Here is a 12,504-nt window from a genome sequence, read left to right as displayed (position 1 = left end):
TCAGGCCCCGATGGCCCGCAACAGCCGCGCCCGACCGGGCGGGATGGCGCGGATCTCCAGCCCGGTAAAGACGTGCAGCGTGCCCAGATCCCGGTCCACCACCGCATGATCGCCGACCCAGCCGCCCATCGCCAGATAGCTGCGCAGAAGGGGCGGCATGGCGGCCATCGCCCGCTTCGGATCGCAGACTTGGCCGGCGCGGAGCGGCGCGAAGTCAACGACCTCGGGCGCCTTCGCGCGCGGCAACCATTGCGGCGGCGCGGCATGGCCCTGGGCAAGCGCGGCAAAGGCCTCTGCATGGGCGCGCCAATCCGTGCCCCGGAAGGACGAGCAGCCGAACAAAAGCCCCACACCGTTGTCATCGACATACCGCGTGATCGCGCCCCATGCGATGCGCAGGATGTCGGGATCGTGCAGCCCCGGCCGAATGCAGAAACGTCCGATCTCGGCCATGGGCGCGCCATAGCGCGACAGCCCCGACAAATCGTAGAACCACGCGGAATAGCTTTTCGGAATCGCGCGCCCGTCGGCAAGGGCCATCAGCCGGAAGCAGCAGGCAAGCGCGCCGCTGCACGCCTCTTCGATCAGGACGTGAAGGCAGCGCCTGTCATGGGAATCGGCATCCCGCCCCCCTGCCGCAGCCGCCGCTGCTCCACCGCGCGGCGCGCGAAAGGCCTGCCAGCGCAGGTGCTGGGCGCGCGCAACATCGGCCGCGTCGCGGCTGAAGCGCACCACATAACGTCCCTTGACGAGGGGGGCGGAAAGCATCCTTGCCTCGCATACTGTCGAACCGATGTCCCGCAAGGCGTGCTGCGGGGCCAGATGGCTATGCAACCCGCGTGTAACAGGCCCGCAAAACGCGCCGCCGGGATCAGTTCAACAGCTGCCCCGCGGACACGCGGCCCAAGCTGCCCATCAGCTGGCGGACAAGGCCGAGGCTGCGGATATTGCTTTCCGTCACGCGGCGCGACAGCACGACGACCTGACCATCCTGAAGGCCGAAACGCTCGACATTGCTGACAAGGCCGGCCTCGGTGAAGCTGACCGCCACGACCTGACGCTCGATCTCTTGCGGAGCTCGGGCGCCGAAATGCTTCCAGCGGCTGCCGACATAATACCAGTCGCCCCCCGAAAGCAGCCCCGAGGAGGACGGGCGCCCGATCGCCGTGGCAACCTCGTCGCGCGTGCTCTTGCCAACCTCGACCAGAGCGAGGTCTTCATCGGTCGGAACATAGCCGTGGTTGCGGTAGACCGGTGCGCAGGCCGCGACAAGAAGGGCCGCCCCAAGCGCAATCACCAAGGCAGCATGCCGTGTCACGGAACCAATCCTCACCTGAACCCCCTCTTGCCATGCCGCTTCGGGCCTTTTATCCCGCTTACAACACTCGGGGCTGGCCCTCAAGGTTGCTCATGCGTCGAATGCATCGCAAGCCCCCGCCGAGAGCCGCGCCCGTTCAAGGAGTTGCCCGATGACCGATTTTCCCCCGATGCCCTGGTCGCATCCGCTGCGCGTCTCTGAACTTGCGACGCGCAAGCCCACGCGCTTCGACATTGCGCCCGATCCCGAAATCCGCGCCGAAATCGCCCGTTGGGCGGGGATCGACGCGCTTGAGGATCTGCGCCTGAAGGGCGCGCTCAGCCCCGCCGGGCGCTCTGACTGGCTGCTGGAGGCCGCGTTCAGCGCGCGCGTCGTGCAGCCCTGCGCGATCACGCTGGCGCCGGTGCACAGCGATCTGTCCGAAACCGTCACGCGCCGCTACCTGGCCGAAATGCCCGTGCCCGAGGGCGACGAGATCGAGATGCCCGAGGACGACTCGGCCGAACAGCTCGGCGCCGTGATCGACCTTGGCGCCCTTGCGCTGGAGGTGCTGGAGCTTGCGCTGCCGCTGCAACCCCGCGCGCCGGGGGCCGAGCTGGGCACGGTGCGCGTGGCCGAAAAGGGCGTCACGCCGCTGCGCGACGAGGATACCCGCCCCTTCGCGGGCCTTGCCGATCTGCTGAAGGGCGACAAGCCGGGCCCGGACAAGGGCGAAACCTGACCCTTCCGGCGGGGTGGAAGAAAGGACTTGCGCGCCCGCAGAATCGCAGTATGTTCCCGGCCTCATTCGAAGTTTGGGTTCGCACCCGGTTCGCCCTGTGGCGCCAGTGACGAAACTCCAGGAAAATCAGGGCTGTAACGCCCCCGAACACCCGAGGTTGAGACATGGCTGTCCCTCAGAACCGAGTCACGCGCTCCCGCCGCAACATGCGCCGCGCGCACGATGCTCTTGTCGCCGCCAATCCGGCGGAATGCCCGAACTGCGGCGAGCTGAAGCGCCCGCACCACGTTTGCGGCGCTTGCGGTCACTATGACGACCGTGAAGTGGTGGCGCAGGCCGCCGAGGTCGATCTGGACGAAGACGCGGCGTAAGCCCGTCCCTTCCAACGCCTCGTCATGCCATCAGCGCACGACCCAGAGCACCCGAATCGACACGCGCAGGCACAGGCGCCGGAAGAAACCGGCGCCGTCGTCATTTCTGTCGATGCCATGGGCGGAGACCACGGCCCCGCCGCGGTCATCGACGGCATTGCGGCCTCGGCCGAGAAGAACGCGGCGATCCGCTTCATCGTACATGGCCCGAAGGACGAACTCGTCCGCCTGATCGCGGCACGGGGCCTTTCCGCGCGCTGCGAAGTCCGCGATGCCACCGGTGTCGTGACGATGGATGACAAGCCAAGCCAGGTTCTGCGCCACGGCCAGGACACCTCGATGTGGTCCACGATCGAGTCGGTGCGCAACGGCGAGGCGACGGTGGCGGTGTCCTGCGGCAATACCGGCGCCCTGATGGCGCTGTCGATGATCCGCCTGCGCAAGCTGCCGGGCGTGAACCGCCCCGCCATCGCCTCGTTCTGGCCCTCGCGCAACCCCTCGGGATTCAACGTGATGCTCGACATGGGCGCCGACGTGAAGGCCGAGGCGCCCGACCTTCTGACCTATGCGCTGATGGGCACCTCTTACGCGCGCAACGCGCTTGGGCTGGCGCGGCCGCGGGTCGGGCTGCTCAATGTCGGCACCGAAGAGCACAAGGGCCATGCCGAGCTGAAGGCCGCGCATGAGATGATCGGCGCCGCGCAGCAGGCCGGGGCCTTCGATTACGTCGGCTTCGTCGAGGGGACCGACCTACCCTCGGATCGCGTGGACGTGATCGTCACCGACGGCTTCACCGGCAATGTCGCGCTGAAGACGGGCGAGGGAACGGCGCGGCTGATCGGCGATTTCCTGAAGGAATCGTTCCGCGCGACGCCGTGGTCGCGGCTGACCGCGCTTGTGGCGATGGGCGCGCTCCGGCGGCTGCAAAAGCGCATGGACCCGCGCCGCGCCAATGGCGGCGTGTTCCTTGGCCTGAACGGCACGGTGGTCAAATCGCACGGCTCGGCGGATGCCACGGCGGTTTCGGCCGCGCTCAAACTTGCCTTCACGCTGGCGCAATCGGGCTTTGGGGCGAAGCTGGCGGCACGGGTTGCCTCGGCGTCAGTCTCGGGGCAGGATGCCGCGACGGGTGATACGGAGGATGGATCCCTCACATGACAATTCGCGCGGTGGTCAGAGGCGTCGGGCATTACCTGCCCGAGCGCGTAGTCGAGAACGCGGAATTCGAAGCGAAGCTCGATACCAGCGACGAATGGATCCGCACCCGCTCGGGGATCGAGCGGCGCCATTTCGCAGCCGAGGGCGAGACCACCTCGCAGATGGCGATCCGCGCCGCCGAAGCGGCGCTGCGCGACGCGGGCATGGCGGCCGATGCGATCGACGCGATCATCGTGGCCACCTCGACCCCGGACTATACCTTCCCCTCGGTCGCCTCGATGGTGCAGGCCGGGCTCGGCAGCCGCAACGGCTTTGCCTATGACGTGCAGGCGGTTTGCGCAGGCTTCGTCTATGCGCTTGCCAATGCCAATGCGCTGATCGTGTCCGGACAAGCCGCCCGCGTGCTGGTGATCGGGGCCGAAACCTTCAGCCGGATCATGGACTGGAGCGACCGTAGCACCTGCGTTCTGTTCGGCGACGGCGCCGGCGCGCTGGTGCTTGAGGCCGCGCAGGGCACGGGCGACAAGACCGATCGCGGCATCCTGGCGACGGACCTGAATTCCGACGGCCGCTACCGCGATCTGCTTTACGTCGATGGCGGGGTCTCGACTTCGGGCACTGCGGGGCATCTGCGGATGCAGGGCAACCAGGTCTTCCGCCACGCGGTGCAGAAACTGGCCGAAACCGCGCACAAGGCCCTTGAGAAAAGCGGGCTCGACGTGGGCGATGTCGACTGGATCGTGCCGCATCAGGCCAACCTGCGCATCATCTCGGCCACGGCCGAGCGGATGCAGGTCCCGATGGAGCGCGTCGTGGTCACGGTGCAGGATCACGGCAACACCTCGGCCGCCTCGATCCCGCTGGCGCTTTCAGTCGGCAAGGCCCGCGGCCAGATCAGGCAGGGCGATCTGATCGTGACCGAGGCGATCGGCGGCGGTCTGACCTGGGGATCGGTCGTCCTGCGCTGGTAATTGCCTGCGGGCGGCCTCAAGTCCGCCCTGCAAGCCATTGATATTGACTCGGGAATTCAATGCCCCCATCGTGGGGCAACCAACCCGGGGGAACAGAATGAGCGAAACGACTCTGACGCGCATGGACCTGAGCGAAGCCGTGTTTCGTGAGGTGGGCCTGTCGCGCAACGAATCCGCGCAGCTTGTCGAAAGCGTGCTGCAACATATTTCCGACGCGCTGGTGCAGGGGGAGACCGTGAAGATCTCGTCTTTCGGCACCTTCTCGGTGCGCGAGAAAGCCTCGCGCATGGGGCGCAATCCGAAGACCGGCGAAGAGGTTCCGATCTCGCCGCGCCGGGTTCTGTCGTTCCGGCCCTCGCATCTGATGAAGCATCGCGTGGCCGCCGGAAACGCCCGCTGACCCGCGACAGGAGGGGCCCGCGCGGATGACGAAATCAGCCGATGCATTCCGCACGATCAGCGAAGTGGCCGAGGCGCTTGAGACGCCCGCCCATGTGCTGCGCTTCTGGGAAAGCCGCTTTCCGCAGATCAAGCCGGTGAAGCGGGCGGGCGGGCGGCGCTATTACCGCCCCGCCGACATGGCCCTTCTGGCCGGGATCAAGCAGTTGCTGCACGAGGATGGCCTGACCATTCGCGGCGTGCAGAAGATCCTGCGCGAACATGGCGTGCGCCATGTGGCCGAACTGGTGCAGGAGGGCGCCGCCGTGGCCAATGCCGATGCGGAGGCCCTACCCCCGGAGGCAACCGCGCCCGAGGCGGCCGCGCCCTGGCCCGTCACGTCCAACCCCGATCCCGCGCCTCGGGGCGCCACCTTCCCCGCCGACCCCGAGGACCCGGTTCCCGCGCAGGCAGCGCCGGCCCCCGACCGCTGGCCCGCCGGCACGCTTTTCGATGCGCCCCCCGCCGAAGAAACGCCCCGCATTCCCGAAGCGCCGATGGCCGAGGATGTCCCCCCCGAAGAGCCCGAGGCCCCGCAGGTCATCGCGTTTGAGCCGGCCCCCGCCGCGCCGAAGGCGCCGCAGCCCGCGCCCCCTGCCCCGACCGAAGGCACGGTCCAGCCCGACCGGATCGCCGCGCGCCTGCATGCGCTTTCCGACGGCCCGCTTACGGCGGAATCGCTTGCCACGCTTGGCCTTCTGCGCACACGGATCGCGGCCTTGCGCGACCGGCTTTCCGCCCCTGCACGCCCGCCCGCGCCCTGATCGGGCACATCAAGGGCACAGGACTTGGAAAGGCTTCGGAAAAAGATGCGTTTTGCCGCTTGCCCCCGCCGTCACATTCGCTCTATATGCCCCTCGTCGGGCCGTGGCGCAGCCTGGTTAGCGCGTCCGTCTGGGGGGCGGAAGGTCGTGAGTTCGAATCTCACCGGCCCGACCATCACGAGAACCGCCCATCCCGTTCCGGGGTGGGCGTTCTTGTATCAGGAGGCGATGCGATGACGACGGGTGTGCTGCCGGATGCCGAACTGAAGGCGATGATCGGCCGGGGCGAGATCGCAGCAAACCTGCCCGTCACGCCCGAACAGGTGCAGCCCGCCAGCCTCGACCTGCGCCTTGGCCAGACCGCCTACCGCATCCGCGCCTCGTTCCTTGCCGGACGCAACAGCCGCGTCGATACCCGCCTGGCCGAGTTCGAGATGCACCGCATGGACCTCTCGCAGGGCGCGGTCCTGGAAAAGGGCTGCGTCTATCTTGTGCCGCTGATGGAACGCCTTGCCCTGCCCGAAGGCGTGACCGCAGTGGCCAACGCCAAATCCTCCACCGGGCGGCTGGATCTTCTGACCCGCGTCATCACCGATGGCGGGGCCGAGTTCGACCGCATCCCCGAAGGCTATGTCGGCCCGCTTTACGCCGAGATCTGCCCCCGCAGCTTCTCGGTTCTGGTGCGCCCCGGCATGCGGCTGAACCAGATCCGATTCCGCAAGGGCCATGCCGCGCTCAGCGATGCCGAGCTGTCGCGCCTGCATGCCGAAGAGCCGCTGGTCAACGGCCCGGCGGTGATCGACCACGGGCTTGGCTTTTCGGTCGATCTGCGCCCCGAGGCGGGCGATCTGGTGGGCTATCGCGCCAAACCCCACACCGGCGTGATCGACCTGGACCGGATTGCGCATTACCCCGCCTCGGAGTTCTGGGAAGAGATCCGCACCCGCGACGGGCGCATCATCCTCGACCCCGGCGCCTTCTACATCCTCGTCTCGCGCGAGGCGGTGACGATCCCGCCCGACCACGCCGCCGAGATGGCGCCCTACCTCGCCATGGTGGGCGAATTCCGGGTGCATTACGCGGGGTTCTTCGACCCCGGCTTCGGCCATGGCGCGGCGGGCGGCGCAGGCTCGCGCGGGGTGCTTGAGGTGCGCTGCCACGAGGCCCCCTTCGTGCTGGAGCACGGGCAGATCGTCGGCCGTCTGGTCTATGAGCGGATGGCCGGGCGGCCCGAACGGCTTTATGGCGCGGGCATCGCGTCGAACTATCAGGGACAGGGCCTGAAACTGGGCAAGCATTTCCGCGCCGGATAGCGGCGGGTTCAGCGCATCCGCCGTGTGATCCGCGCCGCCTGACGGGCGCGCTTGGCGGCCGCGCGCGCGGTCTTTGCCTGCCGGGCCTCTTCGGGGGTCATGGGCGCCTTGCCGTTCCCCCGGCGCAAGATCGCGTCGATCCCCTTGTTGATACCGATATTCATCAGGCGGCGCGTGACGCTATTGACCGCCATGTTGATGAGTTGGTTCAGGTTCATCGCGTAACCCCCTCAATCCTCGAACAGTTCCGACTGGCCCACGGCCTCGTCGTCGTCTTCCTCGCCGCCGGTCTCAAGGCCCGGAAGCGGGCGGTTGTCCAGAAGCCCCGCGGCGCGCAGCTCTTTCAGGCCGGGCAGGTCGCGCGCGGATTCAAGGCTGAAATGGTCCAGGAAGGTTTGCGTCACCACGAAGGTCACGGGTCGGCCCGGCGTCATGCGGCGGCGCCCGAAGCGGATCCATTCCAGCTCCAGCAACTGGTCGATCGTGCCGCGCGACACTGCGACGCCGCGGATCTCCTCGATCTCGGCGCGGGTGGCGGGCTGGTGATAGGCGATGATCGCCAGCGTCTCGATCGCGGCGCGCGACAGCTTGCGCTGCTCGACCGTTTCCTTCTGCATCAGGAAACCCAGATCGGGCGCGGTGCGGATCGCCCAGGCATCGCCCACCCGGACCACGCGCACGCCCCGCCCCTCATAGCGCTTGCGCAGATAGACCAGCGCCTCGGCCGGGTCGGAGCCGTGCGGCATGCGGTCGGACATTTCCGAAATCGTCACCGGCTCGGCCGAGGCGAACAGGATCGCCTCCACCATGCGTTCCTGCTCGGCGATCGGCGGCGCCTCGAATAGCGATTTCTCGGTTTCGGTCTCGGTCACGTCGGTTTCCGTCGAATGGAGATGGGGGCGAAGGTATCGTTCTGGCGGATCTCGATCTGGCCCTGCTTGGCCAGTTCCAGGCTGGCCGCGAAGGTCGCCGCCGTGGCCGAGCGACGGCGCGACGGCTCGGCGCCCCAGCCATCGGGAAGATAGCTTGAAAGATCGGTCCAGTCACCGGCATAGCCGATCAGGCCGCGCAGCCGGTCCAGCGCCTGTTCAAGCGTGTAGACATCGCGCCGGTCAAAGGCATAGGGGCGAAACTCGTCGCGCGTGCGGATGCGCGCATAGGCCTGCATCAGGTCCAGAAGCGTGGCGGAATAGTTGATCCTGCGCACCCGCGCGACCTCTTCCGAGACGCCGCGCCCGAACACGTCCTGCCCCAGCCGGTCGCGCGCCATAAGCTGGGCGGCGGCCTCGCGCATGGCCTGAAGGCGTTCCAACTGGAACGCCAGATGCGCGGCCATGTCCTCGGCCGAGGGGCCCTCGGCCGTGGGATCGGGCGGCAGCAGCAGGCGCGATTTCAGAAAGGCGAGCCAAGCCGCCATCACCAGGTAATCGGCCGCAAGTTCGATGCGCAACTGCTTGGCGCGGTTGACGAAAAGCAGATACTGCTCGGCCAGTTGCAGCACCGAGATCTTGCGCAGGTCCACCTTTTGCGTGCGCGACAGCGTCAGCAAAAGGTCCAGCGGCCCCTCGAACCCCTCGACATCGACGATCAGCGCTTCGGCCTGAAGCCGCTCGCTGACGCTCTGCGCCTCGAACAGATGGGTTTCCTCGGGTTCAGACATGCAACCGGCCGGCTAGAAGCGTCTCAAATTCGGCTTCCAGCGCGGCGATGTCAACAGGCGCGGGCGCGGCGCGGCGGGCAAGCGCCGCCTCGGCGCGCAGGGCCGCATCGGTGCCCAGCACGCCCGAGGCGGCGGCCACCGCCTCCATCTCGGGCAGATCGCCGTTGCAATGCAGCACCAGATCGCAGCCCGCGGCAAGCGAGCGCGCCGCGCGCGCGCCCACAGGCCCTGCAAGCGCCTGCATGGCGATGTCATCCGTCATCAACAGGCCGCGAAAGCCGATCTGTTGACGGATCAGGCCGATCACAGGCGCCGACTGGGTGGCCGGCGCATCGTCAAGCGCGGGAAAGCGGATATGCGCGGTCATGCCCAGGGGCAGGTCGGCAAGCGCCGCGAAAGGAGCGAAATCGTTCTGCGCCAGATCCTCGGGCGCGGCCTCGACCACGGGCAGGTGCAGGTGGCTGTCGGCCTCGGCCCGGCCATGGCCCGGCATATGCTTGATGACGGGCAGCACGCCGCCGGCCAGAAGCCCCTCGGCAGCGGCGCGGGCATTGGCGACCACCTCGGCCGGGCTTTGCCCAAGGCAGCGGTTGTGCAGGAACGGATGGGTGCGCGGCCCGGCGATGTCACAGGTGGGCGCGCAGTTCACGTCGATTCCGGCGGCATGCAGCTCGGCCGCGATTAGCCGGTAGCGCAGCCAGAAGCTGCGCGCCGCCCCTGCCCCGGCATCGCGGGCCTGATCGAGCGGGGCCAGCCATTCCCGCCAGTGCGGCGCGCGCAGCCGCTGCACCCGCCCGCCTTCCTGATCGACCAGGATTGGCGCGTCCCGGCCCAGGCAGGCGCGCAGATCGCCGGTCAGGCGGCGCAACTGCGCGGGGGTTTCGACATTGCGGGCGAACAGGATAAAGCCCCAGGGGTTGGCGGCGCGAAAGAAATCGGCCTCGGCCGGCGTCAGCACGGGGCCGGACAGGCCGAAGATCGTGGCGCCTGCGGGCATCAGCGCACCGCGGCGGGAATGCAGTTGGCCTGTTCCGCCACCAGTGCCGCGCAGAACCGCCGCGCCGCAGCCAGATCGTCGAAACCGTGCACGCGCAGGCGGTAGAAGACGCGACCGCCACTGCTGGCCTCCTGGATCACGCGCTGCTTGCCCTCCATCAGGGCGCCGAACTGCGCCACGACCCGGTCCCATTCCGCGCGGGCCAAATCGGGGCTGTCGAAGGCGCCGATCTGGGCAAGCCGCGTGCCTTCGGCTAGGCTGGCCGCATCGACATCCACCGCCGCGGCAGGGGCCGCCACCTGCGCGGCCGCGGCAGTTTCGGCCGCCAGATCGCGCGCGGGCCGTGCCAGCGGGCGCGGAGAGCGCACGACACCGGGCACCGATGCTGGAATGACCTCCGAGACCGGCTCGGGCGCGGCATCGGTTGTCGCGGCGGCATTGTCCTCGGCCATCGCCTCGGCCAGGGCACGGGTCACGGCGTCCTGTTCCTCGGGCAGATCGGGCACGGGCACCGGCATCGCGGCCGGCATAACCGTTTCGGGCGCGGACGCAGGCTCTTCGGCACGCTCCAGCGGAGCAAGCGCGGCCATCGTCATATCCTCGTCCGACAGGCCCTGATCGCGCGGCGCGAGCATGACCTGATCGGGGACCGGAGCGGCAAGGCCATGGGCCGCCACCGCATTGACCGAAAGGCCGACATGGCGCGCCAGATCGCCGCCCGGATCCTCGGGCGCGATACGTGCAGGCCCCTCCATCGCGCGGATCACGGGCACCCCGGTCACATCGCGCACCGCAAGCTTGTAGCCCCAGACGGCCAGCCCCGCGATCAGCGCGACCGAAGTCGCTGCGCCTGCCAGGCTGACCCAACGGGAAACGGGCGCCATGACATGCGGGCCGTCTGCCTCATGTCCTGCGGCACCGCCGTCGCGGTAGTGAATGCTTGCCATGCTCGCCTCATCGCCGGGCTGTCCCGGTCTGCCATTGTCGGGCCATGGGATCGGCCCCGCCTGTCAGACCCCGGCGATGGTGCGTTCAGCGCATTTCTTCCGCAGGGGTCACGCCAAGAATACCAAGACCTGCGGAAATAACAACGGCCGTGGCCCGCGCCTGGGCGATTTTCGCCGCTGTCAGCAACGGATCGCCGTCCTGCACGAAGCGCAGCGAGGGATCGTCATTGCCCCGGTTCCACAGCGCATGCAGGTCCGATGCCAGCTCGTAGAGATAGAAGGCCACGCGATGCGGCTCTCCGGCGCGGGCGGCGATCTCGACCAGCCGGGGCCATTCCGCCAGCTTCTTGGCAAGCGCGATCTCGGCCTCGTGGCCGTTCAGCCGCAGATTGGCCTTCGCCAGTTCCGCGTCCGAGACATCCACCCCCATCTCGGCCGCCTTGCGCAAGACCGAGCAGACACGCGCATGGGCATATTGCACATAGAAGACGGGGTTGTCCTTGGACTGTTCCAGCACCTTGTCGAAATCGAAATCCAGCGGCGCGTCGTTCTTGCGGGTCAGCATGTGAAAGCGCGTCACGTCGGCCCCCGCCTGCTCGACCACGTCGCGCAGCGTCACGAAGGTGCCCGCGCGTTTGGACATCTTGAAGGGCTCGCCGTTCTTGAACAGCTTGACCAGCTGGATCAGCTTGATGTCCAGCGGCACATGATTTTCCGACAAGGCCGCCACCGCGGCCTTCATGCGCTTGACATAGCCGCCATGGTCGGCGCCCAGAACGTCGATCAGCAGATCGAAGCCGCGCTTCACCTTGTCATAGTGATAGGCGATATCGGGCGCGAAATAGGTCCAGCTTCCGTCCGATTTCTGCACCGGGCGATCCACGTCGTCGCCATAGGCGGTCGAACGGAACAGCGTCTGCTCACGCTCTTCCCAATCCTCGGGCAGCTTGCCCTTCGGCGGCTCAAGAACGCCCTCGTAGATCAGGCCTTTGTCGCGCAGTGTCTGGATCGCGGCCTCGATCTTGCCGGTGCCGTAAAGTGCCTTTTCCGAGGAATAGACATCCATCCTGACGCCCAGGCTGGCCAGATCCTCGCGGATCATGGCCATCATCGCCTCGGTGGCGAATTCGCGCAACTCGGCCAGCCAGACCTCTTCGCCCTTGTCCAGCAGGCTTGCCCCGTATTTCGCCTTCAGGGCCTCGCCCACGGGGATCAGGTAATCGCCCGGATAAAACCCCTCGCGGATCTCGGGCTCCAGCCCGTTCGCCTCGCGGTAACGCTCATAGGCCGAACGCGCAAGCACATCGACCTGCGCGCCGCCATCGTTGATGTAATATTCGCGCGTGACATCGTAGCCCGCGAAATCCAACAGGCTGGCAAGCGCATCCCCGAAGACCGCGCCGCGGGTATGGCCCACATGCATCGGCCCGGTGGGGTTGGCCGACACGAATTCGACATTGACCTTCGTGCCGCGCCCCATGGCCGATCGGCCGAAATCGCGCCCCTGCGCAAGCGCCGCGCGGCACAGGTCAGCCCAGACCACCGGATCGAGGCGCAGGTTCAGAAAGCCCGGCCCCGCCACCTCGGCCTGCGTGATGCGCGGATCGGCGGCCAGATGCAGCGCCAGGGCCTCGGCGATGGCGCGCGGCGGCTTGCCCGCGGGCTTGGCCAGCACCATCGCGGCATTCGTCGCCATATCGCCATGGGCCGCGTCGCGCGGCGGTTCGACCGCAACATTGGTCATGTCGAGCCCGCGCGGCAGATCGCCCGCGGTCACCATGGCATCAAGGGCTGCAATCACCGTCTGGCGGATATCGGCAAAGAGGTTCATCGGTCCATCCTATCG

Annotated in this window: 15 protein-coding genes and 1 tRNA gene; 8 read left to right on the top strand and 8 right to left on the bottom strand. The window is 67.8% G+C overall.

Annotation, left to right across the window (positions count from 1 at the left end; genetic code table 11):
* The gene (locus AC4PTO_RS06160) at positions 1 to 768 is read right to left on the bottom strand and encodes a GNAT family N-acetyltransferase (RefSeq protein WP_492732852.1); all 768 of its coding nucleotides are present in this window, start codon (positions 766 to 768) and stop codon (positions 1 to 3) included.
* A 103-nt stretch (positions 769 to 871) separates the two neighbouring features.
* Positions 872 to 1,318, bottom strand: coding sequence for an outer membrane protein assembly factor BamE (locus tag AC4PTO_RS06155; RefSeq protein WP_492732851.1), 447 nt, complete (start codon positions 1,316 to 1,318; stop codon positions 872 to 874).
* A 151-nt stretch (positions 1,319 to 1,469) separates the two neighbouring features.
* Here AC4PTO_RS06155 and AC4PTO_RS06150 point away from each other — a divergent pair, with 151 nt between their 5' ends.
* The 8 genes from AC4PTO_RS06150 to AC4PTO_RS06115 all read left to right on the top strand — a co-directional run bounded on the left by AC4PTO_RS06150 (position 1,470) and on the right by AC4PTO_RS06115 (position 7,054).
* Complete coding sequence (locus AC4PTO_RS06150; RefSeq protein ID WP_492732850.1) at positions 1,470 to 2,039, top strand: YceD family protein; 570 nt, start codon at positions 1,470 to 1,472, stop codon at positions 2,037 to 2,039.
* 164 nt (positions 2,040 to 2,203) lie between these two features.
* Entirely contained in the window at positions 2,204 to 2,410 is a 207-nt protein-coding gene (gene rpmF / locus AC4PTO_RS06145) for a 50S ribosomal protein L32 (RefSeq protein ID WP_492732849.1), read from the top strand.
* Between the two features lie 117 nt (positions 2,411 to 2,527).
* Positions 2,528 to 3,568 carry a phosphate acyltransferase PlsX gene (gene plsX / locus AC4PTO_RS06140; RefSeq protein ID WP_492732848.1) on the top strand — a complete coding sequence of 347 codons (1,041 nt, stop codon included), beginning with the start codon at positions 2,528 to 2,530 and terminating at the stop codon, positions 3,566 to 3,568.
* Complete coding sequence (locus AC4PTO_RS06135) at positions 3,565 to 4,539, top strand: beta-ketoacyl-ACP synthase III (RefSeq protein ID WP_492732847.1); 975 nt, start codon at positions 3,565 to 3,567, stop codon at positions 4,537 to 4,539. The genes plsX and AC4PTO_RS06135 overlap by 4 nt, the downstream gene beginning before the upstream one ends.
* A gap of 97 nt (positions 4,540 to 4,636) precedes the next feature.
* The gene (ihfA, locus tag AC4PTO_RS06130) at positions 4,637 to 4,939 is read left to right on the top strand and encodes an integration host factor subunit alpha (RefSeq protein ID WP_492732846.1); all 303 of its coding nucleotides are present in this window, start codon (positions 4,637 to 4,639) and stop codon (positions 4,937 to 4,939) included.
* Between the two features lie 25 nt (positions 4,940 to 4,964).
* Entirely contained in the window at positions 4,965 to 5,741 is a 777-nt protein-coding gene (locus tag AC4PTO_RS06125) for a MerR family transcriptional regulator (RefSeq protein ID WP_492732845.1), read from the top strand.
* 97 nt (positions 5,742 to 5,838) lie between these two features.
* Positions 5,839 to 5,916 (top strand) — tRNA-Pro (locus tag AC4PTO_RS06120).
* Positions 5,917 to 5,974: 58 nt separating this feature from the next.
* On the top strand, positions 5,975 to 7,054 hold the full coding sequence (locus AC4PTO_RS06115; RefSeq protein ID WP_492732844.1) for a 2'-deoxycytidine 5'-triphosphate deaminase: 1,080 nt from the start codon (positions 5,975 to 5,977) through the stop codon (positions 7,052 to 7,054).
* Positions 7,055 to 7,062: 8 nt separating this feature from the next.
* On the opposite strand, the gene AC4PTO_RS06110 is transcribed toward AC4PTO_RS06115, so the two are convergent.
* The 6 genes from AC4PTO_RS06110 to argS all read right to left on the bottom strand — a co-directional run bounded on the left by AC4PTO_RS06110 (position 7,063) and on the right by argS (position 12,489).
* On the bottom strand, positions 7,063 to 7,272 hold the full coding sequence (locus AC4PTO_RS06110) for a hypothetical protein (protein ID WP_492732843.1): 210 nt from the start codon (positions 7,270 to 7,272) through the stop codon (positions 7,063 to 7,065).
* 12 nt (positions 7,273 to 7,284) lie between these two features.
* Positions 7,285 to 7,926, bottom strand: coding sequence for an SMC-Scp complex subunit ScpB (gene scpB / locus AC4PTO_RS06105; protein WP_492732842.1), 642 nt, complete (start codon positions 7,924 to 7,926; stop codon positions 7,285 to 7,287).
* Positions 7,923 to 8,714 (bottom strand): segregation and condensation protein A, encoded by a 792-nt coding sequence (locus AC4PTO_RS06100; protein WP_492732841.1) that lies wholly within the window; start codon positions 8,712 to 8,714, stop codon positions 7,923 to 7,925. The genes scpB and AC4PTO_RS06100 overlap by 4 nt, the downstream gene beginning before the upstream one ends.
* Positions 8,707 to 9,711, bottom strand: coding sequence for a glycoside hydrolase family 3 N-terminal domain-containing protein (locus tag AC4PTO_RS06095; protein WP_492732840.1), 1,005 nt, complete (start codon positions 9,709 to 9,711; stop codon positions 8,707 to 8,709). The genes AC4PTO_RS06100 and AC4PTO_RS06095 overlap by 8 nt, the downstream gene beginning before the upstream one ends.
* Positions 9,711 to 10,658 (bottom strand): SPOR domain-containing protein, encoded by a 948-nt coding sequence (locus AC4PTO_RS06090; RefSeq protein ID WP_492732839.1) that lies wholly within the window; start codon positions 10,656 to 10,658, stop codon positions 9,711 to 9,713. The genes AC4PTO_RS06095 and AC4PTO_RS06090 overlap by 1 nt, the downstream gene beginning before the upstream one ends.
* A gap of 85 nt (positions 10,659 to 10,743) precedes the next feature.
* The gene (gene argS / locus AC4PTO_RS06085) at positions 10,744 to 12,489 is read right to left on the bottom strand and encodes an arginine--tRNA ligase (protein ID WP_492732838.1); all 1,746 of its coding nucleotides are present in this window, start codon (positions 12,487 to 12,489) and stop codon (positions 10,744 to 10,746) included.
* Positions 12,490 to 12,504 lie beyond the last annotated feature (15 nt).

The organism is Rhodobacter maritimus (genome assembly GCF_058747975.1).
The sequence above is the reverse complement of the archived record's forward strand: the minus strand, read 5'-3'. Positions and strand labels throughout refer to the sequence as shown.

Bases quoted from the DNA above. Each gene is read 5' to 3' on its own strand.
- AC4PTO_RS06160 (WP_492732852.1), bottom strand. From the start codon at position 768: ATGCTTTCCGCCCCCCTCGTCAAGGGACGTTATGTGGTGCGCTTCAGC.
- AC4PTO_RS06150 (WP_492732850.1), top strand. From the start codon at position 1,470: ATGACCGATTTTCCCCCGATGCCCTGGTCGCATCCGCTGCGCGTCTCT.
- rpmF (WP_492732849.1), top strand. From the start codon at position 2,204: ATGGCTGTCCCTCAGAACCGAGTCACGCGCTCCCGCCGCAACATGCGC.
- plsX (WP_492732848.1), top strand. From the start codon at position 2,528: ATGGGCGGAGACCACGGCCCCGCCGCGGTCATCGACGGCATTGCGGCC.
- AC4PTO_RS06135 (WP_492732847.1), top strand. From the start codon at position 3,565: ATGACAATTCGCGCGGTGGTCAGAGGCGTCGGGCATTACCTGCCCGAG.
- ihfA (WP_492732846.1), top strand. From the start codon at position 4,637: ATGAGCGAAACGACTCTGACGCGCATGGACCTGAGCGAAGCCGTGTTT.
- AC4PTO_RS06125 (WP_492732845.1), top strand. From the start codon at position 4,965: ATGACGAAATCAGCCGATGCATTCCGCACGATCAGCGAAGTGGCCGAG.
- AC4PTO_RS06115 (WP_492732844.1), top strand. From the start codon at position 5,975: ATGACGACGGGTGTGCTGCCGGATGCCGAACTGAAGGCGATGATCGGC.
- AC4PTO_RS06110 (WP_492732843.1), bottom strand. From the start codon at position 7,272: ATGAACCTGAACCAACTCATCAACATGGCGGTCAATAGCGTCACGCGC.
- AC4PTO_RS06100 (WP_492732841.1), bottom strand. From the start codon at position 8,714: ATGTCTGAACCCGAGGAAACCCATCTGTTCGAGGCGCAGAGCGTCAGC.
- AC4PTO_RS06095 (WP_492732840.1), bottom strand. From the start codon at position 9,711: ATGCCCGCAGGCGCCACGATCTTCGGCCTGTCCGGCCCCGTGCTGACG.
- AC4PTO_RS06090 (WP_492732839.1), bottom strand. From the start codon at position 10,658: ATGGCAAGCATTCACTACCGCGACGGCGGTGCCGCAGGACATGAGGCA.
- argS (WP_492732838.1), bottom strand. From the start codon at position 12,489: ATGAACCTCTTTGCCGATATCCGCCAGACGGTGATTGCAGCCCTTGAT.